The sequence below is a fragment of the Bradyrhizobium sp. Kon37 genome, from assembly GCF_055807535.1.
In genome coordinates this window covers 182,354-205,634 of the sequence record NZ_JBVVOY010000006.1, presented here as the reverse complement: position 1 = coordinate 205,634, position 23,281 = coordinate 182,354, and the positions used below count along the sequence as shown (strand labels likewise).

At 64.8% G+C, this 23,281-nt stretch carries 24 protein-coding genes and 1 tRNA gene; 10 read left to right on the top strand and 15 right to left on the bottom strand.

Going from position 1 to position 23,281, the window contains the following annotated elements; translation table 11 throughout:
• Positions 1-52: 52 nt before the first annotated feature.
• Positions 53-592, top strand: coding sequence for a winged helix-turn-helix transcriptional regulator (locus AC0L3J_RS15915; protein WP_473347618.1), 540 nt, complete (start codon positions 53-55; stop codon positions 590-592).
• Positions 593-1,650: 1,058 nt separating this feature from the next.
• Here the strand turns inward: AC0L3J_RS15915 and AC0L3J_RS15910 are convergent.
• From AC0L3J_RS15910 to mnmA, 6 genes are all read right to left on the bottom strand, one after another.
• The gene (locus tag AC0L3J_RS15910; protein WP_473347617.1) at positions 1,651-1,830 is read right to left on the bottom strand and encodes a hypothetical protein; all 180 of its coding nucleotides are present in this window, start codon (positions 1,828-1,830) and stop codon (positions 1,651-1,653) included.
• Positions 1,831-1,961: 131 nt separating this feature from the next.
• On the bottom strand, positions 1,962-2,237 hold the full coding sequence (locus AC0L3J_RS15905) for a hypothetical protein (protein ID WP_473347616.1): 276 nt from the start codon (positions 2,235-2,237) through the stop codon (positions 1,962-1,964).
• Between the two features lie 264 nt (positions 2,238-2,501).
• Positions 2,502-2,578 (bottom strand) — tRNA-Met (locus AC0L3J_RS15900).
• 226 nt (positions 2,579-2,804) lie between these two features.
• Positions 2,805-3,161, bottom strand: a complete 357-nt coding sequence (locus tag AC0L3J_RS15895; RefSeq protein ID WP_063994841.1) for a hypothetical protein — start codon at positions 3,159-3,161, stop codon at positions 2,805-2,807.
• 44 nt (positions 3,162-3,205) lie between these two features.
• Positions 3,206-3,844, bottom strand: a complete 639-nt coding sequence (locus AC0L3J_RS15890; protein WP_473347615.1) for a class I SAM-dependent methyltransferase — start codon at positions 3,842-3,844, stop codon at positions 3,206-3,208.
• Positions 3,845-3,863: 19 nt separating this feature from the next.
• On the bottom strand, positions 3,864-5,045 hold the full coding sequence (mnmA, locus tag AC0L3J_RS15885) for a tRNA 2-thiouridine(34) synthase MnmA (protein ID WP_473347614.1): 1,182 nt from the start codon (positions 5,043-5,045) through the stop codon (positions 3,864-3,866).
• Positions 5,046-5,392: 347 nt separating this feature from the next.
• On the opposite strand from mnmA, the gene AC0L3J_RS15880 reads away from it, so the two are divergent.
• The 9 genes from AC0L3J_RS15880 to AC0L3J_RS15840 all read left to right on the top strand — a co-directional run bounded on the left by AC0L3J_RS15880 (position 5,393) and on the right by AC0L3J_RS15840 (position 15,116).
• Complete coding sequence (locus tag AC0L3J_RS15880; RefSeq protein WP_473347613.1) at positions 5,393-7,030, top strand: flagellar hook-length control protein FliK; 1,638 nt, start codon at positions 5,393-5,395, stop codon at positions 7,028-7,030.
• Positions 7,031-7,043: 13 nt separating this feature from the next.
• Positions 7,044-7,751: a flagellar hook assembly protein FlgD gene (locus AC0L3J_RS15875; protein ID WP_456768113.1), complete on the top strand. Its 708-nt coding sequence runs from the start codon at positions 7,044-7,046 to the stop codon at positions 7,749-7,751.
• Positions 7,752-8,120: 369 nt separating this feature from the next.
• Positions 8,121-8,396 carry a CtrA inhibitor SciP gene (gene sciP / locus AC0L3J_RS15870; protein WP_002714638.1) on the top strand — a complete coding sequence of 92 codons (276 nt, stop codon included), beginning with the start codon at positions 8,121-8,123 and terminating at the stop codon, positions 8,394-8,396.
• A 192-nt stretch (positions 8,397-8,588) separates the two neighbouring features.
• Positions 8,589-10,196, top strand: coding sequence for a flagellar basal-body MS-ring/collar protein FliF (gene fliF / locus AC0L3J_RS15865; RefSeq protein WP_007596157.1), 1,608 nt, complete (start codon positions 8,589-8,591; stop codon positions 10,194-10,196).
• 17 nt (positions 10,197-10,213) lie between these two features.
• Positions 10,214-11,305 (top strand): flagellar motor switch protein FliG, encoded by a 1,092-nt coding sequence (fliG, locus tag AC0L3J_RS15860; RefSeq protein WP_007596158.1) that lies wholly within the window; start codon positions 10,214-10,216, stop codon positions 11,303-11,305.
• The gene (locus tag AC0L3J_RS15855; RefSeq protein WP_007614077.1) at positions 11,305-11,925 is read left to right on the top strand and encodes a FliH/SctL family protein; all 621 of its coding nucleotides are present in this window, start codon (positions 11,305-11,307) and stop codon (positions 11,923-11,925) included. The genes fliG and AC0L3J_RS15855 overlap by 1 nt, the downstream gene beginning before the upstream one ends.
• A 3-nt stretch (positions 11,926-11,928) precedes the next feature.
• Positions 11,929-12,279, top strand: coding sequence for a flagellar motor switch protein FliN (fliN, locus tag AC0L3J_RS15850; protein ID WP_473347612.1), 351 nt, complete (start codon positions 11,929-11,931; stop codon positions 12,277-12,279).
• 44 nt (positions 12,280-12,323) lie between these two features.
• Entirely contained in the window at positions 12,324-13,709 is a 1,386-nt protein-coding gene (flbD, locus tag AC0L3J_RS15845; protein WP_456768110.1) for a sigma-54-dependent transcriptional regulator FlbD, read from the top strand.
• A gap of 258 nt (positions 13,710-13,967) precedes the next feature.
• Positions 13,968-15,116 (top strand): M20 family metallopeptidase, encoded by a 1,149-nt coding sequence (locus AC0L3J_RS15840; RefSeq protein WP_473347611.1) that lies wholly within the window; start codon positions 13,968-13,970, stop codon positions 15,114-15,116.
• A 115-nt stretch (positions 15,117-15,231) separates the two neighbouring features.
• On the opposite strand, the gene AC0L3J_RS15835 is transcribed toward AC0L3J_RS15840, so the two are convergent.
• From AC0L3J_RS15835 to AC0L3J_RS15795, 9 genes are all read right to left on the bottom strand, one after another.
• Positions 15,232-15,390, bottom strand: a complete 159-nt coding sequence (locus AC0L3J_RS15835) for a hypothetical protein (RefSeq protein WP_018453881.1) — start codon at positions 15,388-15,390, stop codon at positions 15,232-15,234.
• Between the two features lie 95 nt (positions 15,391-15,485).
• Positions 15,486-16,067, bottom strand: a complete 582-nt coding sequence (locus tag AC0L3J_RS15830; protein WP_473347610.1) for a flavin reductase family protein — start codon at positions 16,065-16,067, stop codon at positions 15,486-15,488.
• A gap of 32 nt (positions 16,068-16,099) precedes the next feature.
• The gene (locus tag AC0L3J_RS15825; protein WP_473347609.1) at positions 16,100-16,936 is read right to left on the bottom strand and encodes an ATP-binding cassette domain-containing protein; all 837 of its coding nucleotides are present in this window, start codon (positions 16,934-16,936) and stop codon (positions 16,100-16,102) included.
• 20 nt (positions 16,937-16,956) lie between these two features.
• Positions 16,957-17,763: an aliphatic sulfonate ABC transporter permease SsuC gene (ssuC, locus tag AC0L3J_RS15820; protein ID WP_473347608.1), complete on the bottom strand. Its 807-nt coding sequence runs from the start codon at positions 17,761-17,763 to the stop codon at positions 16,957-16,959.
• Positions 17,760-18,926: an FMNH2-dependent alkanesulfonate monooxygenase gene (ssuD, locus tag AC0L3J_RS15815; RefSeq protein WP_473347607.1), complete on the bottom strand. Its 1,167-nt coding sequence runs from the start codon at positions 18,924-18,926 to the stop codon at positions 17,760-17,762. Before ssuD ends, ssuC begins: the two co-directional genes overlap by 4 nt.
• Positions 18,923-19,876 carry a sulfonate ABC transporter substrate-binding protein gene (locus tag AC0L3J_RS15810; RefSeq protein ID WP_473347606.1) on the bottom strand — a complete coding sequence of 318 codons (954 nt, stop codon included), beginning with the start codon at positions 19,874-19,876 and terminating at the stop codon, positions 18,923-18,925. Before AC0L3J_RS15810 ends, ssuD begins: the two co-directional genes overlap by 4 nt.
• Before the next feature lie 38 nt (positions 19,877-19,914).
• Positions 19,915-20,877, bottom strand: a complete 963-nt coding sequence (locus tag AC0L3J_RS15805) for a sulfonate ABC transporter substrate-binding protein (protein ID WP_473347605.1) — start codon at positions 20,875-20,877, stop codon at positions 19,915-19,917.
• A 360-nt stretch (positions 20,878-21,237) separates the two neighbouring features.
• A complete protein-coding gene (locus tag AC0L3J_RS15800) occupies positions 21,238-22,404 on the bottom strand; it encodes a cytochrome P450 (protein WP_473347604.1) in 1,167 nt (388 codons plus the stop codon).
• A 77-nt stretch (positions 22,405-22,481) separates the two neighbouring features.
• Positions 22,482-23,270, bottom strand: a complete 789-nt coding sequence (locus tag AC0L3J_RS15795; RefSeq protein WP_473347603.1) for a helix-turn-helix transcriptional regulator — start codon at positions 23,268-23,270, stop codon at positions 22,482-22,484.
• Between the last annotated feature and the right edge of the window lie 11 nt (positions 23,271-23,281).

Here is a 23,281-nt window from a genome sequence, read left to right as displayed (position 1 = left end):
GACTTCCTGGACGATATCCGCGCGGAAGCCGCGGGCGGAGTGGAGATCTAGAATGAAATGGGGTGAGCTGGAGGACGAGCCGTGCTCGATGGCCCGCACCATCGGCGTGATCGGCGACCGCTGGACCCTTCTGATCCTGCGTGAATGCTTCCTGCGCACGCGCCGTTTCGAGGGGTTTCAGTCTTCGCTCGGAATCACGCGCCACCTGCTCGCCGAACGGTTGAAGAAGCTGGTCCGGCAGGGCGTGTTGCGTCGTATCCCCTATCAGGACTCGCCCAAGCGGCACGAATACATCCTCACCCAGAAGGGGCTCGATCTCTATCCGATCATGATGGCAATCGTGCACTGGGGCGATACTCACATGGTCGACGCGCGCGGACGACCTTTGCTGCATCAACACCGCAAATGCGGCAAGGACTTCGATCCGGTCATGGTGTGCTCCGAATGCGGCGAGCCGCTTTTGGCCAAGGAGGTTCATACCCACCCTGGCCCTGGTGCTCGACGCAATCCGGCAGCGGCGCCGGAGAAGCCCAAGGCAAAGCTGAAGGCAAAGCCAGAGACAAAGGCGAAGGCCCGCCGCAGGGCCGCGTGAGATGGTCGCGTAGCGCGAGCGCCGTTCGACATATCCCGGGAAATGATGCGACTGATCTTCAACAGCGGACAAGAGTTCTCGTTCTCGTAGCGCGTTTCGCCCGAGCTTTGCCTGGTCGTTCCACCCTCTTATCCAAGAGGGCGCAGGGAAGGCCGGGTGCCGGCTGGCACCCGCGGTCCGCTGCGCGAAGATGTAGCGCAAAAGAACCGCACAGCAGCATACAGGTGTAGCCAATCACTCGGCCTTCCCTGCGCGATGGTCGGACGGCTTATGCCGTGCTCTCCCGGGAGCCGAACTTTCCTTCTGGCCTCCCTCGCGTCGCGAATTTGGATGATGCTGTCCGCCCGGTTGGGCTCGCACACACCTCCGCGACAGCTTGACCGTAGCAACGACGGCCAGGACCACACGGTTTTGCCGTACGCACGGCCCGCCATTTCGCCGCAGTTTTCCCGGCCCTGTCGACGAAGCCGGAAACTTACAGGCGAGACGAAGCCTAGCAGCGCCGCTCGTCCGCACGCGGTTGCGGGCTCACAGGGACTACCCGCCCTGCCCGCACCATCTCGTGCCGACGCTGCCGCGTCCATCGCAAGCCCGGCTCGCAATCAAGACGACAACGAGATCGCCCCTCAAGGACGAGCCGGGATGAGCGACATATTACGCCGTTTCCGAATTTCGGTAAAGTAGAATATTTTTGTGGGGAGGGGTTGACGGGGATGGCGAAACAGGGGGCGGCAGCGCCAAAATAGCGCCCGGCATTCTCCGCCGTCAATTGTGAAGGGCTTCTCGATTGCCTGTGCGATAGCCATTTCAGCGGTTTCAACGATATGCGCTTCAACGGCCTCTTTTTCCGACAGAGCAGCAGCAATTGCTTCGAACTAGTCGGACTGTTTTCGTTGAACGCCAGATTAGGCCAGTTCGCTGATTTCCAAGAAGTTACCTCTTCTTCTCTTCCGATTTTTGCCTCTAGCCCGATCGGTAGAGCCAGCGAACCCTTTCAACGTGGTATCGACAGAAATGCATGACGGGTTTCGCAAGCACTCACCTATTCGATGACATGATTACGGCTCTTGATCGAGAATCTTGCTGAGGTGAGAGCAGATTTCATCAGCAAGCTCTTGGATGGCAACCAAATCTCCCTTCAGAAACCCGTCGATAATCACGGCAACACCGCCCCTTGCTTCGACTTTTGCATTATAGCCGTCGACTTTCTGAATGATCTCACCAACCGCATTTCTCATGTACTTTGTCATGAGCACGAGCACAGCACCCGCTGACCGCAAGTCTGGCGATACACCGATTACTGCTTTGTTGCCGTCAATGTGCGCCAGCCCCGCCGCTGCTCGCGCTCTCGCAGCAGTCCGGAGCCGTGCTATCTCGATGTAGAGGTCAAATGCCGCACCATACTTCCTGCCGTAGCCGACGATGGATTAAAGCGCTTGATGTAATTTTTTGCTTTGATCGAATTTTGATCGTCGTCACCATTTAGAAATTTTTGGCAATTGCGCCAATAGACTGCAAACGCGGCTAACAACACATTCCACTGGAATTGCTGTTGCGTCTGCTGAAGATCTTGGATGCAGCGCCGCGCCATGTCGAACTCGTACCGAGCGTGCGTTAGACGCTGCTCAGGAGACTCCTTTTCCAACCTCTCCTCCTCACAGATTGCGCCGAGTCGGCAATCGCCCGACGCCGATCCCGCATCAGCCGAGCTGTCCGGCGCGGACGCTGCCAGGCTTCGATGCTGGGATGGAAGGGCAAGAGTTCGCGAGCATCGAGTTTAGTCGCTTCGCTATCAGTCGCGGCAAGCTCGTAAGAGGGACTGCGAAGGCTAGACGTAATGGGCCATAGTGTAGACCCCAGAGCGAGTACCAAGACGAGGTAGCGAAGTGGGCTAGCTACTTGAAATATTTGGTAGCGGGAGAGGGACTCGAACCCCCGACCCCAGGATTATGATTCCCGTGCTCTAACCAGCTGAGCTACCCCGCCACAGGGTCGCGAGGGCCGAAACAGACCGATCTCGCGAACGCGCGGCATATAAGGAAGGGGGCGGCGGGCTGTCAAGCAAGGTGGGGCGGTTGTCGGGGGGTGATTTGGGAGCGGAATCGCGCCTCTTGGGCACCAGACTCGTGGAGAGTCCCCCTCACCCGAAATTCGCGCTTTGCGCGGATTTCGGCCTCTCCCCGCAAGCGGGGAGAGGCGAAGGAAGAACCGCCTATTTCGGCCGGACCGTCGGGTCGCCGCCGGGGCTGCCGGGCGGCGGGATGACGGGCATGGCGCCGTTCGTGCTGGGCGCCGGGGCGTGCATCTCGGGGTCGACGCCGGAAGGCGGGCAGAGCACGCCGTCCGATTTGGCCAATTTATCGCCGAGCGGTTCCCGGGACTGGCCGGTGGTGGTGCCGTCGGCTGAGCGGTTCGGGCGGTCCTGCGGCGTGCAATTGGTCGCATGCTGCGGGGATGGCGGCGCGGTCGCTTGCGGCGGCGTCGCCGGGGCGGGCGGGGCCTGCGCGATCGCGCTGCCGGAGGCGGCGATCAGGAGGCTGGCCAGAATGATGTTTGATGTGGTGCGCATGGGAGGGAAACGCGCGGGTCAGCCCGCGTGTTCCGCGCACCCGATCACGATTTGAGGTAGCGGATCAGCGAAAAGTGCCCCATCGGCGGCATCGGGCGGCGCTCGGCCAGCGTGACGCCGCCGTGTTTCGCGGCCCAGTTGACCAGGCGCTGCCACGGAAACTCCGGGCGCCAGCCGAGGCGGCGGGCGAGCGGGGCAAACGCCAACTCGGAGAGTTTGCGCAAACCCTTTTCCGCGCCGATGTGGTTGACCAGGATCAGCTCGCCGCCGGGCTTCAGGACGCGCACGAACTCGTCGAGCGTACCTTCGGGATCGGGCACCGCGGTGATGACATATTGCGCAACCACCGCGTCGAAGAAGTTTTCGGGGAAGGCGAGGTTTTTCGCGTCCATCACCGAGAGCACCTCGACATTGGAGAGCCGCAAGCTCCGCACGCGCGATTGCGCCTTGCGCAGCATCGGCTCGGAGATGTCGACGCCGCAGATCTTCGTGGTGCGCGCATAATCCGACAGCGAAAGTCCGGTGCCGACGCCGACGTCGAGGATGCGGCCGCCGATGCGGTCGGCCTCCGCGATGGTCGACTGCCTTCCGGCGTCGAACACCTTGCCGAACACGAGATCGTAGACCGGCGCCCAGCGGCCATAGGCCTTCTCGACCCCGGCCCGCGAGATGTCTGCTGCCATGCCCCTGCCCTATATTTTTTTAGCCGCGGACCGCTTCTGCGAGCGGCCTCGTCGTGCTGCTTGCGGCCTTCGCGGCGGCGCTTTGAATGAAGCCGCCGCCGAGCACGCGGGCCTGCCCGCCAGGTGCGTCGTAGAACACGCAGGCCTGACCCGGCGAAACGCCCTCTTCGCCTGCGACGAGCTCGACCTCGTAATGGCCGTTCGCGCCGCGCAGCCACGCCGGCTGGGGCGCGCGGGTCGAGCGCACGCGCACGAACATTTCGAGGCCATTCCCGATGGCGCGGTCGATGTCGCCATCGCCGATCCAGTTGACGTCGCGCAACACGATCCGGTGCATCTTCAGCGCCTCGCGCGGGCCGACGACGACGCGGCGGTTGGCGGCCTCCAGCCGCACCACGAACAGCGGCGCGGCGGCTGCGATGCCGAGGCCGCGGCGCTGGCCGATGGTGAAATTGGCGATGCCGTTGTGCCGGCCGAGCACGTGGCCGTCGAGATCGACGATGTCGCCGGGGTCCATCGCGTTCGGCCGCAGGCGGGTGATGATGTCGGTGTAGCGCCCGGTGGGCACGAAGCAGATGTCCTGGCTGTCGTGCTTGTCGGCAACCGCGAGACCGAAGCGCCGCGCCAGCTCGCGCGTCTCGGGCTTGGTCATGTCGCCGAGCGGAAAGCGCAGATAATCGAGCTGCTCCTGCGTGGTCGCGAACAGAAAGTAGCTCTGGTCGCGATCGGCGTCGGCGGCACACACCAGCGCGCGCGAGCCGTCGTCGCGGCGGCGCGAGGCGACGTAATGGCCGGTAGCGAGCGCGGTGGCGCCGAGCTCGCGCGCGGTCTTCAGCAGGTCGCGGAACTTGACCGAACGGTTGCACTCGATGCACGGCACCGGCGTCTCGCCGAGCGCGTAGCTGTCGGCGAAATTGTCGATGACGGACTCGCGAAAGCGGTCCTCGTAGTCGAGCACGTAATGGGGAATGCCGAGCTTGGCCGCGACGTCGCGGGCGTCGTGGATGTCCTGGCCGGCGCAGCAGGCGCCCTTGCGATGGGTGGCCGCGCCGTGGTCGTAGAGCTGCAGCGTGATGCCGACGACGTCGTAGCCTTCCGCCTTCAAGAGCGCAGCCGTCGTCGATGAATCGACGCCGCCCGACATGGCAACGACGACCCTGGTATCCTCAGGACGGCCTTCGAGATCCAGACTGTTGAGCATGGGCCTTAAAGCGTTGTGGACGGCGGCGTTGGGCGATCCGCTGGGTGCTTCCGGCGGGACAAAAGCGACCCGCGGGAACTGAGAGTTCCCGAATGGCGCGGCCTGCCCGGTCGAAAGCGGCTGAGAGCTGTCTCTTTAATATAGGCCGCCTTCCGGTGAAGCAATCATGGGGGCGGCCAGGTTAGGGCAATTCTTGCCGGGGAGGCAGAAATGGCGGGGTCGCGGAGGGCCCCGCGGCGGGGCTCAAAATTTCCAAATGATTGATTTTAATAGATAAAACACCTCTGCGCGGGGCTGGCCCGCTCCTTGCTACCTCTCATGGCGAAGATGTTTCCAAGGGGTTGCCTGTGGTCGGTCGTACGTCAGATGTCGTGGCAAGCGCGCAAGTCCAGAGCGCGCAGCAAAAGCCTGCCCGGTCGCAAGCGCCGAAAGACAGCTCCGCCAACGATTCCTTCGGCTCGCTGGTGGACAGCAACACCCAGGCGATCAGCGACAGCGCGGCGCCCTCCGTGCAGGACACCCCGCGGCGGACCGATTCATCGTCCTCCGCCTCGGACAAGAGCCCGCGCGATCGCGCGGCGAGCGACCAGTCCTCGCGGAGCAAGGCCAGCGACGACGCCGACAATTCCGCGTCCGCCAAAAACGACGCCAGGAACGACACCAAGAGCGACGCCAAGAACGACTCGACCGCTGATGCGGCCAAGGCTGATGGCAAGACCAAGGACAAGCCGAAGGCGTCCGACGCCAAATCGGCCGACAAGTCTGCGGACAAGTCCGACGAGACCAAGGGGGACAAGGCCGACGGCAGCCTTGCCGCCGTTGACGCCGTCGCGGCCGCGCAGATTGACGCGACGCAGGCCGCCGTGCCCGATCCAAACGCACTCGTCGTGGCCGTGCCGGTCGATCCGAACGCGGCTGCGAACCAGGCCGCCGGACCAGCCTCCTCGCCGCTGACGATTGCCGCCGCCGGCATCGCCGCCAGCGCATCCATCGCGGCGCAGATCGTCGGCACCAAGACCGATACCGCGACGCCGGGCGACAAGAGCGCCAAGACCGCAAGCGCCAAGGTCGATGCCGACACTTCGGCGACGCTGGCCGATGCCGCGACCGGCACGACCGATCCGACCGCGACCGACGCGAAGACCAATGGCGGCCTGATCGCCGCGGTCGACCAGGGCACGCCAAAAACCTCGTTCAAGGCCGCAGCCATTGCGCAAGGCGCGAGCGACGTCTCCAATATCGGCCAGGACACCGGCAAGACGAACGCCGCGCAGCCCTCGGCGACGGCAGCGTCCGCCACCGCGGCGCATCCGCAAGCCGACAAGCCGCCGATCGACGCGAACGCGGCCGACACCAAGGCTGGGACTTCCGACCGCACTGCCGATGCCGCACCGGCGACGGCAACACCGCATGCCCATGCGGGCACGCCGTCCGCTGTCCCCACCACCGACGCCAGCGCGCAGGCGGCCTCCGCCATTCAAGCGCCGCTGACCAATACCACTTCGGCCGCGACCGCTTCGACCGCGACGCTCACGGCGACCGCGGCCACAAATACGGCCATACCGATCAGCGGCGTGCCGATCGAAATTGCCGCCGCCGCGCGCGCGGGCAAGACCCGGTTCGACATCAGCCTCGATCCGCTCGACCTCGGCCGCATCGACGTCCGCATCAATGTCGACCGCAACGGCCAGGTCACCTCGCATCTCACCGTCGAGAAGCCTGAGACGCTGCAGATGCTGCGGCAGGACGCGCCGCAATTGCAGCGCGCGCTCGACGATGCCGGCCTCAAGACCGGCAGCAACGGGCTGTCCTTCAGCCTGCGCGACCAGAACTCGTCGGGCCAGAACTCCGGCCAGAACAACGACAATGGCGGCAATGCCCGCCGGCTGATCGTCAGCGACGAGGACGCAGTTCCCGCGGCCCCGGTCGGGCGCAGCTACGGCCGCATGCTCGGATCGAGCAGCGGCGTCGACATCAGAGTGTGAGGAGTATTCGATCATGACCACCACGAATGCCGCCACCGCCCCGTCCGTCGTCTCGGGCACGACGGACCTGCCGAAATCCTCGTCGAACCCGAGCCTGGGCTCGAGCACCGGCGCGACGCTGGCCGGAAACTTCCAGACCTTCCTGACGCTGCTGACGACGCAGCTGCAGAACCAGAACCCGCTCGATCCGCTCGACACCAACCAGTTCACCCAGCAGCTGGTGCAGTTCGCCGGCGTCGAGCAGCAGCTCAAGACCAACGATTCGCTGTCCCAGCTCGTCACCCTGCAACAGACCACGCAGGCGACCCAGGCGCTCGGCTTCGTCGGCAAGACCGCCCTGGTCGACGGCACGACCGCAAGCATGACGAACTCGTCGGCAACCTGGCATCTCAACGTGCCCAGCGACGCCACCGTCGACATCACCGTCGCCAATGCCAGCGGCCAGACCGTGTTCACCGGCAAATACACCGCCGGCGCGGGCACCGACGTTCCGTTCACCTGGAACGGTCAGGGCAATGACGGCACGCAATGGCCCGACGGCAAGTACACGATCTCGGCCACGGGCAAGGATGTCGCCAACAACAATGTCGGCATCGCTGCGCAGGTGCAGGGCACGGTGTCGTCCGTCGACCTGACCCAGTCGCCGCCGCTGCTGACCATCGACGGCGCCAGCTACACCCTGAGCCAGGTCAAGAGCATCATCGCGACGGCTAGTAATTAAAGGCTGCGCGCGAACCACACATTCCATGTCGTCCTGGCGAAAGCCAGGACCCATTGCCACCGAAAGTCGTTTTGGTTCGAGAGAGTAACCCCGAGTCGTCGTAGCGACTACTCCCTGGGGTATTGGGTCCTGGCGTTCGCCAGGACGACGTTGAGGGCCTTGCGACACCCCGCAGGCCTCGTTCGTTAGTAAAGTATTTACGAACACCCCCCTCGGCCCGCCCGGACGCACCGTCCCGCCGGTCGAGACGGCTGCGTTCCAGCCATTTTCAACGAGAATTGTATTGAAGCCTTAGGCTTAGCGGATTTTTAAGCCGGCGGGCGTAGGGTTCCTGAGTGAGTTCAGTGGTTGAGAGTTTGTGAGTACGCCATGACAGAACCCCATCGCCCGAGGGTAAAATACGTCATCGGGCCGGACGGTAGTCCGTTGACGATTGCGGATCTGCCTGCACCCGGCACCAAACGCTGGGTCATCCGCCGCAAGGCCGAGGTCGTCGCCGCAGTCCGTGGCGGTCTTCTCTCCCTCGAGGAGGCCTGCAGCCGTTATACCCTGACGGTTGACGAATTCCTCTCCTGGCAGTTTTCGATCGACCAGCATGGTCTGGCGGGACTTCGTACCACCCGTATCCAGCAATATCGCCAGTAGGCAATCCGGAAATCTGCGGCTTTTGACGAAAATCGGCCTCGCCTTGCGAGGCCGATTTTTTTCATGTTTCGTTTTGGCGCGACTTTTGTCGCAGCTCTTAACCTTCGTTAACCATATCGAAACCATCACCTAGGCAATAATTGCCCAGTCGGCCTTTCCTGTGAAAGCAGCCGAATCTGTCGGGGCGGTTGCTTGCAAGGTCTTGCGGACTTTCTGAAGGGTATTGGAGCCGCCCGGTTCGGGGCGATGATCGCGGTCACCGCCGCGCTCGTCGGCTTCTTTGCGTTCGTCATCATGCGCGTCACCACGCCGCAGATGACGACGTTGTTCACCGACCTCAGCGTCGAGGACTCCTCGGGCATCATCAAGGACCTGGAGCGCCAGGGCATCCAGTTCGAGCTGCGCAACGAGGGCACCATCATCATGGTGCCCAAGGACAAGGTCACCCGCCTGCGGATGAAGCTCGCCGAGGGCGGCCTGCCCAAGGGCGGCGGCGTCGGCTACGAGGTGTTCGACAAGTCGGATGCGCTCGGCACCACCTCTTTCGTCCAGAACATCAACCATCTCCGCGCGCTGGAAGGCGAGCTGGCCCGCACCATCCGCGCCATCGACCGCATCCAGGCCGCCCGCGTCCATTTGGTGCTGCCCGAGCGCCCGCTGTTCTCGCGCGAGGCGCCGGAGCCGTCGGCCTCGATCGTGGTTCGGGTCCGCGGCGCGCTGGAAGCCCAGCAGATCCGCGCCATCCGCCACCTCGTGGCCTCGGCCGTGAACGGGCTGAAGCCGCAGCGGGTCTCGATCGTCGATGAGACCGGGCAGCTGCTCGCCGACGGCGCCCAGACCGATCCGGAGCAGGCGATGGGCGACGAGCGCCGCACCGCCTTCGAGAAGCGGATGCGCAAGCAAGTCGAGGACATCGTCTCCTCCGTGGTGGGGACGGGACGCGCCCGGGTCCAGCTCTCCGCCGATTTCGACTTCAACAAGATCACCCAGACCTCGGACAAGTACGATCCCGAAGGCCGCGTGCTGCGCTCGAGCCAGACCCGCGAAGAGCAGAGCATGACCGCCGACAACAACGGCCAGGTCACCGTCAACAACGAGTTGCCGGGCAACCAGCAGAACGGCGGCGTCGCGGCCAAGGACCAGAGCAAGAAGAGCGAAGAGACCAACAATTACGAGATCTCCCGCACCACCAAGACCGAGGTGACCGAGGCCGGCCGGGTCAACCGCATCTCGGTCGCGGTGCTGGTCGACGGCATCTACTCCAAGAACGAGAAGGGCGATCTGGCCTACCAGGACCGTACCAAGGAGCAGCTCGACCGCATCGCCACGCTGGTGCGATCGGCGATCGGCTTCGACCAGAAGCGCGGCGACCAGGTCGAGGTCGTCAATCTGCGCTTTGCCGACGCCCCGTCCACCACCCCGATCGCGGAGCCGAGCGGCTTGCTCGGCATGCTCCAGTTCACCAAGGACGACGTCATGTACTTCGTCGAGCTTGGCGTGATGATGCTGCTCGGCCTGGTCGTGCTGTTCCTGGTCATCCGGCCGCTGGTCAAGCGCATCCTGGCATCGGACGAAGTCGCAGCCGCCATCTCCGGCGTCCTCACCGGTCCGGCGAGCGACGAGGCCGCGCCCGCCAGCCAGCCGCTCCTGCCGAGCGGTGCTGCGAGCGCGATCGACGTCGCCACCGTCCAGGGCCAGGTCCATGCCCAATCCGTCCATCGCGTCGGCGAACTCGCCGAGCGCAATCCCAACGAGACGGTCGCCATCATCCGCCAATGGCTGACCGAACCCGCAAAATAATCGAGAAGTGATCTGACATGGCCGCTGCCCTGCAAAACGCCAATTCCAACGACATCACCAGCGTGATCTCCACGCTCGGTCAGCGTGCCGGCAGCCGCGGAGGCGCAAAGGTCGACGCGGTGGCGGGGCCGAAGCGCGCCGCGATCCTGATGCTGGCGCTCGGCGAGCAATATGGCGGCAAGATCTGGGGCTTGCTCGACGACGACGAGGTGCGCCAGCTCTCGCTGGAAATGTCGACGCTCGGCACCGTCGAGGTCGACACCGTGGAGGACATGCTGCTCGAATTCGTCTCGCGGATGTCGGCCTCCGGCGCCCTGATGGGCAATTTCGACGCCACCGAGCGGCTGCTCCAGCAATACCTGGCCCCCGAGCGCGTCAACGGCATCATGGACGAAATCCGCGGCCCGGCCGGCCGTAACATGTGGGAGAAGCTCTCCAACGTGCAGGAAGAGGTGCTCGCCAACTATCTCAAGAACGAATATCCGCAGACCATTGCGGTGGTGCTGTCGAAGCTGAAGCCGGAACACGCCGCCCGCGTGCTCGGCATCTTCCCCGAGGATCTGGCGCTCGACGTCGTCAACCGCATGCTGAAGATGGAGGCGGTGCAGAAGGAGGTGATCGAGAGCGTGGAGAAGACGCTGCGGACCGAATTCATGTCCAATTTGTCCCAGACCCGCCGACGCGACGCCCACGAGGTGATGGCGGAAATCTTCAATAATTTCGACCGCCAGACCGAGACCCGCTTCATCACCTCGCTGGAAGAGGACAACCGCGAATCGGCCGAGCGCATCAAGGCGCTGATGTTCACCTTCGACGATCTCGTGAAGCTGGATTCCGGCTCCGCCCAGACCCTGATGCGCAACGTCGACAAGGACAAGCTCGGCGTCGCGCTCAAGAGCGCCAATGAGGACGTCCGCAACTTCTTCTTCGGCAATATGTCCTCGCGTGCGGCCAAAATGCTCCAGGACGACATGGCGGCGATGGGTCCGGTCCGCCTGCGCGACGTCGATGAGGCCCAGGCGTTGCTGGTCAACCTCGCCAAGGACCTCGCCGCCAAGGGCGAGATCATGCTGACCAAGAACCGCGCCGACGACGAGCTGGTGTACTGATGGCCGCCCCGGCGAAATTCCTGTTCGACAACGACTTCGCCGCGCCCGACCGGACGCGCGAGAAGGCCGCAACCGCGGCCGAGATCGCCCAGAAGGTCGCGGAAGCCGAGGCGCGCGCCTATCAGGACGGCTTCGCCGCCGGTCAGCGCGAGGCCAAGGCCGAGAGCGACCGCCGTGTCGCGCTCGCCATGGAAGAGATCAACATCGCCATCCGGGGCATCGCTTCGGGCATCGGCAACATCGAATCCAAGATGGAGACCGAGGCGGTCGACGTCGCGGTCGCGGTGGCGCGCAAGCTGTGCGCCGATCTGGTCGCCGCCGAGCCGCTCGGCGAGATCGTCGCGCTGGTCAAGGACTGCTTCTCGCATCTGGTCGCGACGCCGCATCTCGTCGTCCGCATCAACGACGCGCTCTACGATGCCGCGCGCGAGAACATCGAGCGGCTGGCCAGGCAGAACGGCTTTGAAGGCCGGCTGGTGATTCTGGCCGAGCCCGAGATTGCTACCGGCGACTGCCGGATCGAATGGGCCGATGGCGGCGTCGTGCTGGAGCGCGCCGCCATCGCGGCCAAGATCGACGAAATGGTGGGGCGCTACGTTGCGTCCCGCAGGGGGAGTTAAACCATGAGCGACACTGACGGACAGGTCCCGCTGCCCGATCTCAACGGCCCGATGCCGCCTACCGGCACCGACGTCAGCTACAACGAGGACGAATATGCGACGCGCGCCGCCGCCGACCTCGAGGCCGTGTTCGACGTGCCGGTGCAGGTCTCGGCCGTGCTCGGCCGCTCCAAGATGGACGTCAGCGAGCTGTTGAAGCTCGGACCCGGGACCGTGCTCGAGCTCGACCGGCGCGTCGGCGAAGCCATCGACATCTACGTCAACAACAAGCTGGTCGCCCGCGGCGAAGTCGTCCTGGTGGAGGACAAGCTCGGCGTGACCATGACTGAAATCATCAAGACTGAACGCGCCTAAGGCGACGACGCGCGGCAGCGCGACCAGACGGACAGGAGACTGACATGCGGCTTCTCATCGTTGGCACATTGAAGGGCCAGCTCACCACCGCCACCAAGATCGCGATGGCGAACGGCGCCACCGTGACCCACGCCGAGGATAACGAACAGGCGATGCGCGTGCTGCGCGGCGGCAAGGGCGCCGACCTGCTGCTGGTGGACGTCGCCCTCGACATCCGCGACCTCGTGATGCGTCTGGAGGCCGAGCACATCCACGCGCCGATCGTCGCCTGCGGCATCACCAACGACGCCCGCGCCGCGGTTGCCGCGATCCATGCCGGCGCCAAGGAATACATCCCGCTGCCGCCGGACCCGGAACTGATCGCGGCGGTGCTGGCTGCCGTCGCCAACGATTCCCGCGAGCTGGTCTATCGCGACGAGGCGATGGCCAAGGTGATCAAGCTCGCGCAGCAGATCGCGGGCTCGGACGCCTCGGTGATGATCACCGGCGAGTCCGGGACAGGCAAGGAAGTGCTGGCCCGCTACGTCCACACCCGCTCGGCACGGGCCAAGCGCCCGTTCATCTCGATCAACTGCGCCGCGATCCCCGAGCATCTGCTGGAGTCCGAGCTGTTCGGCCACGAGAAGGGTGCCTTCACCGGCGCGATCGCCCGCCGTATCGGCAAGTTCGAGGAGGCAACCGGCGGCACGCTGCTGCTCGACGAAATCTCGGAGATGGACGTCCGCCTGCAATCGAAACTGCTCCGCGCCATCCAGGAGCGCGTGATCGACCGTGTCGGCGGCACCAAGCCCGTCCCGGTGGACATCCGCATCATCGCGACCTCGAACCGCAACCTGGTGGACGCGGTGCGCGAGGGCACGTTCCGCGAGGACCTCTTGTTCCGGCTCAACGTCGTGAATCTGAAGATCCCGCCGCTGCGCGACCGTCCCGCCGACATTCTCGAGCTCGCCCAGCACTTCGTGAAGAAATACGCCGAAGCCAACGGCGTGCCGGTGCGCCCGATCTCGGCGGAAGCGCGCCGCGTGCTCTCCACCAACCGCTGGCAGGGCAACGTCCGCGAACTCGAAAACACCATGCACCGTTCGGTCCTGATGGCGCAGGGCGACGAGATCGGCGCCGATGCGATCCTCACGCCCGACGGCGACCGCCTCGACCTCGCCAAAACCGTGCCGGCCGTGGCGCATGCCACCATGGCCGCCGAGCAGGTGACGCGGGCCCTGGTCGGCCGCACCGTCGCGGACGTCGAGCGCGACCTGATCCTGGAGACGCTGAAGCACTGCCTCGGCAACCGGACCCATGCCGCCAATATCCTGGGCATCTCGATCCGTACGCTGCGCAACAAGCTCAACGAATATTCCGACGGCGGCATTCCGATCACGCCAGCCGGCACCCCGGGTGAATATCCGAGGATGCCGATGGTGGGGGCGTAGGCGCGCTACGCTGATTGAGAGAATGCGAATGCCCGGGGCTGGTCCTCGGGCATTTTCTTTTGTGCGATACAAGGAACGGTCTCGTAGCCCGGATGGAGCGAAGCGTAATCCGGGGGGTAGCTCAGCAATCGGGATTCCCGGATTTCGCTTCGCTCCATCCGGGCTACGGGACTGAACACATGGCCGCACCGCATCCGGCGACTAGGTCAAGCCCCTGCAAGGCCCTATAAACCCGCGTGAGAACCACGCGAGGTAAACATGTCTGAAGCTCAAATCACGGACTGGCTGGCGACGCAGCGGCAGGCGATGATCGACCTGCTGCGCGATGTCGTGAACATCGATTCCGGATCCTATGACAAGGAGGGCGTCGATGCGGTCGGGTCGCGGTTCGAGCGGCATTTTGCCGAGCATGGCATTCCGTTCCGGCGCGAAAGCCACGGCACTTTCGGCGATGCGATTCACGCCGAGGTGGCAAAGCCCGGCAGCAACGAGAAGCCGGTGCTGTTGATGGGGCATCGCGATACCGTGTTCGGCAAGGGCGAGGCCGGACGGCGTCCGTTCACGATTCAAGACAAGCGTGCCTATGGTCCCGGCGTTGCCGACATGAAGTCCGGCGTCGTCATGAACATGTTCGTGGCAACCGCCTTCCACAAATTCGGCGGCAATCCGCACCCGATCAAGCTGCTGATCACCTCGGACGAGGAGATCGGCTCGCCCTCCTCGCGGCCCGTGATCGAGCGCGAAGGTCGCACCGCGCGCGCCGTGTTCAATTCCGAGCCGGGCCGCCCGACCGGCAATATCGTCACGGGACGCAAGGGCGGCATCTTCATGCATTTCGCCATCACCGGCAAAGCCGCGCATTCCGGCGCCAATTTCGCCGCCGGCGTCAGCGCGATCGGCGAGCTCGCGCACAAGATTGTCCAGATCCACGCGCTGACCGATCTCGACAAGGGTATCACGCTCAATGTCGGCCTGGTCTCGGGCGGGCAGTCCGTCAACACCACGGCGCCGTATGCCGAAGGCCAGATCGACCTGCGTTATGTCGATCCCGCCGATCGCGCGAGGGTGATGGCCGCGATCGAGACGATCATCGCGACGTCCTACGTTCCTGGCACCAGCGCGACGCTGACGATCAAGGGCGAGTTCGTGCCGGTGGTGCAGAGCGCCGAGGCAAAGGCGCTGTTCGAGAACTATCAGGCCGCAGCAAAGCAGGCCGGTCTCACCACGCTTGAAGGCGAGTTCTCCGGCGGCTGCGCCGATTCCGGCTTCACGGCCGCGGTCGGGACGCCGACCATCTGCGGGCTCGGCCCGGTCGGCGGGCTCGCGCACACGCCGGAGGAATATCTCGAGCTCGACAGCATCGTGCCGCGCGCGCAGGCGCTGGCGCTGGCGATTTTGCGGGGGTAGTCGCCACGCATTCCGCCGTCATGCCCGGGCTTGTCCCGGGCATCCACGTCTCTCTGGGAATCGCGGCTAAGCGTGGATGGCCGGGTCAAGCCCGGCCATGACGAGGAGAGAGCCGTCACGAATAGCTCGGCGCATCCGGCCTGCGGAAGATCTGGATGGGGTCGCCCGGCACGATCGGATGGCCGCTGAACATCGCATAGGCATAGAGCGCGAGATAGGCGATCGCGAGCGCGCCGACCGCGTAGAAGGCCCAGGTCGCGACGCGTTTCATCATTGCGCTCCATTGCTGTCCCGGCGGGAGGCTCAGGCAGCGCTTCTAGAGCGATGACGGGGAAAAGGCCAGCCTGCACGGTCTGTGGCCGGCGGCGATCAAATGCCGCGCCGGACCTGGGTGGGAACGCTGACGTCCGCAAGCCGGAGTGCGTCTTCGTCCTGATCCACCGCCACATACTGACCATGCCAATAGGCCAGCGCAGCGTTGCGGCTCGAATTCCTGACGTCTCGCACCCGCCCGATGATGATCCCATGCGAATGGCGCTCGAAGATCTCCTCGACTTCGCAATCGACGGCGGACAATGCGCCGACCAGCAGCGGAACACCCGAGACTGCGGTGACCCATCTGGCGCCCGCGAAACGATCGGCACCCTTGAGCCCGCCCTTGCCGGCAAAGCGCTCGGCGATGTCGAGCTGATCGGCCGCGAGGATGTTCACGCCGAAAGCGCCGTGGCGGCGGATCAGCGGGAAGGAGGAGGCGTCGCGGTTGATGCTGACGATCAGCGTCGGCGGATCGACCGAGAACGAGCTGACCGAGGTGACGGTCATGCCGGTGATCTCCTTGCCCCGTCCGGCGGTGATGACGCTGACGCCGCCGGTGAGATGGCGCATGGCGCCGCGGAAATCGGCGGAGGAGACGACATTTTCGGTCATGAGATCGCGGGGCACTACATTCATGGCATCGTCCCCAAGCGGGGGTCCCTCTCTATCTAGGTACGATCGTCCGCCGACAAAAGGTGGCTCAGGATCGAGCCTTCGAGACCCGCGAGCTCGGCCGAGCCGCGTTCGCGGGGCCGGGCCGTGTTAACCACGACGTCATGGGCGATCCGCCCTTCCTCGATCACCAGCACCCGGTCGGCCAGCGCGACCGCCTCGGCGACATCGTGGGTCACCAGGATCGCGGTAAAGCCCTGGTCGCGCCAGACCCGCTCCAGCAACCGCTGCATCGAGATGCGGGTCAACGCGTCCAGCGCGCCAAGCGGCTCGTCGAAGGCAAGCACACGGGGGCGCGAGACCAGCGCGCGGGCAAGGGCTACGCGCTGCTTCTGGCCGCCCGACAGCACCGAGGGCCACTGGTCGCGCTTGTCGGTCAGTCCGACTTCGGTCAGCGCCTTCTCCGCGCGCGAATGCGCGTCGGACGAAGCGCGATCGCGGCCGAGGCCGACCTCGACATTGGAGAGAACGCGGGCCCAAGGCAACAGCCGCGGCTCCTGGAACATCACGCGAATATCCTCGGGCTTCACGGCGTCGCCGAGCGAGATGCTGCCGGCGTCGAACTTCTCCAGACCCGCGATGAGGCGCAGCAGCGTGCTCTTGCCACAGCCGCTCTTGCCCACGATGGCAACGAACTGGCCGGGCGGGATATGCAGGTCGATGCCGCGCAGCACCTCGTTGTCGCCGTAGGATTTGCGCAGGCCACGGATGCTGAGCGGCAGGCCGCTCGTTTGCACCGGGCGCTCCTCGCGCACCACGCGGGCGTGTGGCGCGAAGTTGGCGCGGGGGGCGAGTTCGGTGTTCGAAAGGGAGGTACGAAGGGCTGTCTGCATGTGATTCCCAGTATGTCTGCTCAGCGTTTCCAATAAGCGGGGTGCCAGGAGAGCGTCAGGCGCTCCAGCACGCGGGAGGCGCTGTCGGCGAGCTTGCCGAGCAGCGCGTAGATCAGGATCGAGAGCACCACGACGTCTATCAGCATGAACTCGCGCGCCTGCATCGCCATGTAGCCCAGCCCCGAAGACGCCGCGATGGTCTCGGCGACGATCAGGGTCAGCCACATGATGCCGAGCGCGAAGCGGATGCCGACGAAGATCGAGGGCAGCGCGCCCGGGAAGATCACCCGGCGGAACAACTCTCCGTCGGTCATGCCGTAGATGCGGCCCATCTCGATCAGCTGCGGGTCGACCGTGCGGATGCCGTGCAGCGTGTTGAGGTAGATCGGGAAGAACACGCCGAGCGCGACCAAAAACAGCTTCGCGCTCTCATCGATGCCGAACCACAGGATCACCAGCGGGATCAGCGCCAGATGCGGCACGTTGCGCACCATCTGCAGCGTCGTATCCGTGAGCTTTGACGACAGCTGCGACAGGCCGTTGGCGAGGCCGAAGGCAAAGCCGATGCTGCCGCCGATCAGGAAGCCGATCGAGGCGCGCCAGAACGAGACCCAGATGTTGCGCACGAGCTCGCCGGAGAGCAGCAGCTTCCAGCCCGCAAGCAAAACATCGCTCGGTGCCGGCAACACCCGCGTCGGCACGAAGCCGGTGACGCTGGCGACCTGCCAGATCGCGATGATGGCGAGCGGCACGATCCACTGGATCAGGCCGTCCACGCGCGGCAGGCGCAAACTGCGCGGGAGTGAAACGCTGTCGATCAGGCTCATGATTGCGACACCTGCTGCTGCGGACGATAATCGCTGCCGACCGTCTCGCCGAAGGGACCACCGTTGAAGTGCAGCCTGGTCACGTTGCTGGGCTGCTCCAGCGAGAGCAGCGGGAACACCAGCTCGGCGAAACGATAGGCTTCCTCCAGATGCGGGTAGCCCGACATGATGAAGGTATCGATACCGATGTCCTGATACTCCTTGATGCGGGCCGCGACCGTCTGGGCGTCGCCGACCAGCGCCGTGCCGGCGCCGCCGCGCACGAGGCCGACGCCGGCCCACAGGTTCGGGGCGATCTCGAGCTTGTCGCGCTTGCCGCCATGGAGCTGCGCCATGCGCTGCTGGCCGACCGAATCCATCCGCGCAAAGTTCTTCTGAGCGGTCGCGATGGTCTCGTCGCTGACATGCTTGATCAGCTCATTGGCCGCACGCCAGGCCGCGTCATTGGTTTCGCGGACAATCACGTGGAGCCGGATGCCGAAGGATAGTTTTCGACCGCGAGCCGCTGCGACCTCCCTCACCTTCGCGATCTTCTCGGCGACCAAGGCCGGCGGTTCGCCCCAGGTCAGATATTTGTCGACGGTGTCGACGGCGACGTCGATGCCGGCATCCGACGAGCCGCCGAAATAGAGCGGCGGACGCGGCGACTGCACCGGAGGAAACAGCAGCTTGCCACCTTCGACATGGATGTGCTTGCCCTCGACATTGACGGTCTTGCCGGCGAGCAGCTCGCTGTAGACGCTGAGGAACTCGCGGGTGACCTCGTAGCGCTCGTCATGGGCGAGGAAGATGCCGTCGCCCTTGTTCTCGACGGGATCGCCGCCGGTGACGACGTTGACCAGGAGCCGGCCGTTGGTGATGCGGTCGAGCGTCGCGGTCATGCGCGCGGCCACGCTCGGCGATTGCAGGCCGGGCCTGACCGCCACGAGATAGCGCAGCCGCTCGGTGAACGGCGCGACCGAAGAGGCGACGATCCAGGAATCCTCGCAAGACCGCCCGGTCGGCAGCAGCACGCCGAAATAGCCGAGCTGGTCGGCGGCCTGCGCGATCTGGCGCAGATAGTTGAAATTGACCTCGCGGCCGCCGATGCCGGTGCCGAGATAGCGGCCGTCGCCGTGGGTCGGCAGGAACCAGAGGATGTTGGCGTTCGCTTGCTTGCTCATGAACCTGGCCTCCGCGCCACGTCGGAAATCTTGATGGATTTGGGGATCAGGTTGAGCGCGAAGAACGCGTCCGCAACCTGCTGCTGATCGGCGATGACGGCATCGGTCAGCGGCTTGATGCCATAGGATTGCCGCTTCAGCGCGACCTCGACCACCGGGACTGACAGGCCGATCGCCGGCGCCAGCTGCTCGGCAACCGCGTGGATGTCGCCCTTGGCCCAATCATCGACCGCGCTCAGCTCGGCCAGCACGGCGTCGACGATCTCGGGATGGGCTTCGAGGAATTTCTTCGAGGAAAAATAGAACTGGTAGTTGGCGACAATGTTCGTGCCGTCAGCGAGCGTGCGCGCGCCGGTCGCCGCTTCCGCGGCGGCCTGGAACGGATCCCAGATCACCCACGCATCGACTGCGCCGCGCTCGAAGGCAGCGCGCGCATCGGCTGGCGCCAGAAACACCGGCTCGATCTCGGAATATTTGACGCCGGCTTTCTCCAGCGCCTTGACCAGGAGGTAGTGGACATTGGAGCCCTTGTTGAGCGCGACCTTCTTGCCCTTGAGGTCGGCGACCGATTTCAACGAGCTGTCCTTCGGCACCAGGATCGCCTCGCCCTTCGGCGCCGGCGGCTCGTAGGCGACATACTGGATCGGCGCGCCGGCAGCCTGTGCGAAGATCGGCGGGGCTTCGCCGGTGTTGCCGAAATCGATCGCGCCGACATTGAGCGCCTCGAGCAGTGGCGGGCCGGACGGGAATTCGGTCCACACCACCTTGTAGCCGTCGGCGGCGAGCTTCGGCTCCAGCGTGCCCTTGCTCTTGAGCAGCACCAGCTTGCCGTATTTCTGGTAGCCGATGCGGACCACCTTGTCCTGACCGTAGGAGGTGCCGACCGCGGCGGCGACGATACCGATCGACAGCACGATGGCCGCGATCAGACGCTGGATGATACGCCTCATGTTCAAACCCTTTGAAATGGGGAGATTGGTTGGCACGATCAGGCCGCCGGGTTGCGCCAGACGATGTCGCGGATCACGATCGGCTTCGGGATCAGCCCGAGCTTATGGAAGCGGTCGGCGACGCCCTGCTGGGTCGTGACGATGTCGTCGGTGACGGGACCGACCACGAAATTCGCGCGATTGGCGGCGAGGGTCTGGATGTCCAGCGGGACGCCGGTGATCGCGGCGAGCGATTTGGCGACCTCATCGCGGTGCTGTTCGGCCCATTGTCCAGCTGCGGTCGTCACGTCGATGATCTGTTGCAAGACGGCACCGTGGTTCCTCGCGAAATCGCGGTTGGCGATGAAGAAGGAATTGGTCTTGGTGACATCGCGCGCATTGATCAGGATGCGGCCGCTCTGTTTGGTCTCGCCGATCGCGAAGTAGGGATCCCAGATCGCCCAGGCATCGATGCTGCCATTGGCAAAGGCCGGGCCGGCATCCGGCGGCGTCAGATAGACCGGCGTGATGTCGGCATAGGTGAGGCCGGCTTTCTCCAGCGTCTGCACCACGATGTTGTGGGCGCTGGAGCCCTTGGTGAAGCCGACGCGCTTGCCCTTCAGGTCGGCGATGGCGCGGATCGGCGAATCCTTCGGCACCAGGATGCCCTGTCCGTTGGTGATGGGCTGGCCGGCGGCATAGACGATCGCGGCGCCCGCGGCCTGGGCGAACACCGGCGGGGAATCGCCGACCGCACCGAAATCGACGCTGCCGACATTCATCGCCTCCATCATCGGAGGCCCCGACGAGAACTCGACCCATTTCACGTCGATGCCCAAGGGCGCGAAATGTTTTTCCAGGGCGGCCTGCTGACGCGTGATAACCAGCACGCCAGTCTTCTGGTAGCCGATACGAATGTCCTTCACCGCGCCTTGTGACGCTGCTTGCGCATTGGCGTGCGAAGCGAATGCGGCGGCTGCCGCAGTTCCAACGGATAGTTTGAGAAAGTCCCGACGTTGCATCCGACACTCCCGGCCGCGAGCGGCCGTCCTTCATTCGTGTTCGGGAATGATGGTGCGGCTTATCGGAGGTGTCGAGACGCGCGGAAAAATAGCGATGCAAGCACTGCGCGCGTGGCGGAGCGCATGATTAATCTTTCAATCCATTGAGCGAATGCAGGGGATATTTTTCCGCACGCGAATGTGAAAAACGCACGCGGCCCGACCGAGAATAAAAAAATCGCGAAAACAACCCCATGCACAGTAGCCGGGGCGTGAGAAAACAATGACTTACGTCTTATCCGAAATTGCTTTGACTCGTCGGGCAAAACAGGAGCAGGATGGCATCATGGCGGCGTTGCGGATGGACCGGTCCCTGCGGGCCTAATGCAGCCACCTCACCGGCAGATTTTGCAGCCCGCGAAAGGCCCAGCCGCCGATCCGCACCGGTTCGTCGTCGGCGATCTCGAGCCGGCCGGCACGGGCGAACAAGGTCGGCAGCGCGACGTCGGCAATCATGGCGCGCGAGGCCCAGGCGCCGGCGCAGAAATGCGGGCCGGCGCCGAACGCGACGCTCTTGGCCGTATCACGCCGCACGTCGAACTGGTCGGCGCGCTCAAAATGCTTCTCGTCGCGATTGGCGGAGCCGAACATGAGGAATACGCGCTCATCGGTTTCGAACGCGACGTCGCGGATCGACCACGGCTTTGCGATGCGTCGCGGCGACATGCCGATCGGCGAGATCCAGCGGGCATATTCCTCGAAAGCCTGCAGCCACGTCACCTCGCCCTTGCGCACGAGATCGAGCTGGTCGGGATGGCTCAGCAGCGCCCATACCGTGCCGGCGATCGCCTTGCGCGGCTCGTTCTGGCCGCCGGAGATCGCGAGTTTGACATTGGCGCGCACGCTCTCCATCGCCATGCCCGACGCGAGGAGCACGCCGAGGATGCTCTGGTCGGGATGCTTGCGCATCACCGGCAGGATGTCGTCGATCGCGGCATCGATGCCCGACGTCGCCGCATGGCAACGCGCCTCGACGGCTGCGTCGCCGCTGTAATTGGCGATGCCCTCGATCATGCCCTGTGACCAGGCGTCCATATCCGCAAAGCCGATATTGGTGAGGCCGGTAATCGACTTCAGGCATTCGCCGGAGAACGGCAACGCGAAGTCGCGCATGAAGTCGATCCGCCCGGGCTCGATCGCGTCGATGATGCGGTCGGCATGGGCCTGGAACAGCGCGGCCCAGTGCGCCTTCACCGTCTTCGGCGACACCGTCGGAAACATCGCGCGGCGCTCGACCTGATGCGCCTCGCCGTCCTTGCGCATCATGTTGTGGCCCATCAGCCGGTTCATCAGGCCCGCGGGCTGGTGCGAGGAGAACACGTCGATCTGCTTCTCGGAGATCGAGATATCATCGCGGCTCGTCAGCAGCGTCGAGCCGAGCTGCGGCACGAAGGCGATCGGCGCCTCCTTGCGCATCTTGGCGAGCATCGGATAGGGGTCGGCCCAGAATGCCGCCGGGTCGATGTCGATGCGCGGCGCCGTGCTCAAGCTTCGCTCCATTGCTGATCACCGCCAACGTTAGCGGCTTCAGGAGGCGCCGTCTGTCCCCAGCGATTGGGACAGCTTCAGTTCAGGCCGCGCGGGCCGGCGAGCAGGCGCAGCACGATCGCAAACAGCTCGCTTTGTGACGAGATGCCGAGCCGCTCATAGGCGCGCTTGCGGTACGTCAGGGTCGAATGCAGGCTGATTCCGAGCGCCTGCGAGATCGCCTCGGAGCTGAAGCCGGAGAGGATGCGCCGGCAAACGTCCTGCTCGCGCGGGGTGAGGCTGGCGAGCGGCGCGCGCGTCGCGAAGAGCGCGGCGAGAGACTGCTCGGTCGTCGCCGCCGAGCTGTGCTGGAAATGGCGCGCCACGCTCGCACTGATGGCCGGTGCGATGGCCTCAAGCCGCGCACGCTGGGCGTCGCTGAAGCGGCCCTGGACCGCGATGCGATAGAAGTTGACGTAGAAGCAGGTGTCGTCGACCCAGATCGCGGTCGCGCATTTGTCGACGATGCCGGAATCCACAAAGAACATTTTGCGGTAGCGGGCGCCGTACATGCGCGGCGCGAAGGCGGGCAGCACGAGCGTCGCGCGGCCCTCGCCTTCGAACATCGCATCGCGGTTGGGATCGGATTGGTGGAACTGCCCGGCATAGGCGGCGCCGAGATCGCCGCCGATCGGGATGTTGCCGGCATCGAGCAGGCAGTGTGCGGCGCCCGCGCGGCTCAGCGCGAACACCATGCAATGCCCGACCCCGGCCTGCCGGCGCAGTGTATCGATCAGGATATCAGGGAAATCCGGACGACCGATGGCGAGCACCGCGGACGTGACATCGCCAGCTGCCGGATTTGCGGACGTCCCGTGAGGGCGCATCGTTTTCTCCC

Bases quoted from the DNA above. Each gene is read 5' to 3' on its own strand.
- ssuD (WP_473347607.1), bottom strand. From the start codon at position 18,926: ATGAGCAAGCAAGCGAACGCCAACATCCTCTGGTTCCTGCCGACCCAC.
- flbD (WP_456768110.1), top strand. From the start codon at position 12,324: ATGCGGCTTCTCATCGTTGGCACATTGAAGGGCCAGCTCACCACCGCC.
- AC0L3J_RS15840 (WP_473347611.1), top strand. From the start codon at position 13,968: ATGTCTGAAGCTCAAATCACGGACTGGCTGGCGACGCAGCGGCAGGCG.
- AC0L3J_RS15895 (WP_063994841.1), bottom strand. From the start codon at position 3,161: ATGCGCACCACATCAAACATCATTCTGGCCAGCCTCCTGATCGCCGCC.
- AC0L3J_RS15830 (WP_473347610.1), bottom strand. From the start codon at position 16,067: ATGAATGTAGTGCCCCGCGATCTCATGACCGAAAATGTCGTCTCCTCC.
- fliG (WP_007596158.1), top strand. From the start codon at position 10,214: ATGGCCGCTGCCCTGCAAAACGCCAATTCCAACGACATCACCAGCGTG.
- AC0L3J_RS15875 (WP_456768113.1), top strand. From the start codon at position 7,044: ATGACCACCACGAATGCCGCCACCGCCCCGTCCGTCGTCTCGGGCACG.
- AC0L3J_RS15810 (WP_473347606.1), bottom strand. From the start codon at position 19,876: ATGAGGCGTATCATCCAGCGTCTGATCGCGGCCATCGTGCTGTCGATC.
- AC0L3J_RS15910 (WP_473347617.1), bottom strand. From the start codon at position 1,830: ATGAGAAATGCGGTTGGTGAGATCATTCAGAAAGTCGACGGCTATAAT.
- AC0L3J_RS15915 (WP_473347618.1), top strand. From the start codon at position 53: ATGAAATGGGGTGAGCTGGAGGACGAGCCGTGCTCGATGGCCCGCACC.
- sciP (WP_002714638.1), top strand. From the start codon at position 8,121: ATGACAGAACCCCATCGCCCGAGGGTAAAATACGTCATCGGGCCGGAC.
- AC0L3J_RS15805 (WP_473347605.1), bottom strand. From the start codon at position 20,877: ATGCAACGTCGGGACTTTCTCAAACTATCCGTTGGAACTGCGGCAGCC.
- AC0L3J_RS15855 (WP_007614077.1), top strand. From the start codon at position 11,305: ATGGCCGCCCCGGCGAAATTCCTGTTCGACAACGACTTCGCCGCGCCC.
- AC0L3J_RS15890 (WP_473347615.1), bottom strand. From the start codon at position 3,844: ATGGCAGCAGACATCTCGCGGGCCGGGGTCGAGAAGGCCTATGGCCGC.
- AC0L3J_RS15795 (WP_473347603.1), bottom strand. From the start codon at position 23,270: ATGCGCCCTCACGGGACGTCCGCAAATCCGGCAGCTGGCGATGTCACG.
- ssuC (WP_473347608.1), bottom strand. From the start codon at position 17,763: ATGAGCCTGATCGACAGCGTTTCACTCCCGCGCAGTTTGCGCCTGCCG.
- mnmA (WP_473347614.1), bottom strand. From the start codon at position 5,045: ATGCTCAACAGTCTGGATCTCGAAGGCCGTCCTGAGGATACCAGGGTC.
- AC0L3J_RS15825 (WP_473347609.1), bottom strand. From the start codon at position 16,936: ATGCAGACAGCCCTTCGTACCTCCCTTTCGAACACCGAACTCGCCCCC.
- fliN (WP_473347612.1), top strand. From the start codon at position 11,929: ATGAGCGACACTGACGGACAGGTCCCGCTGCCCGATCTCAACGGCCCG.
- AC0L3J_RS15835 (WP_018453881.1), bottom strand. From the start codon at position 15,390: ATGATGAAACGCGTCGCGACCTGGGCCTTCTACGCGGTCGGCGCGCTC.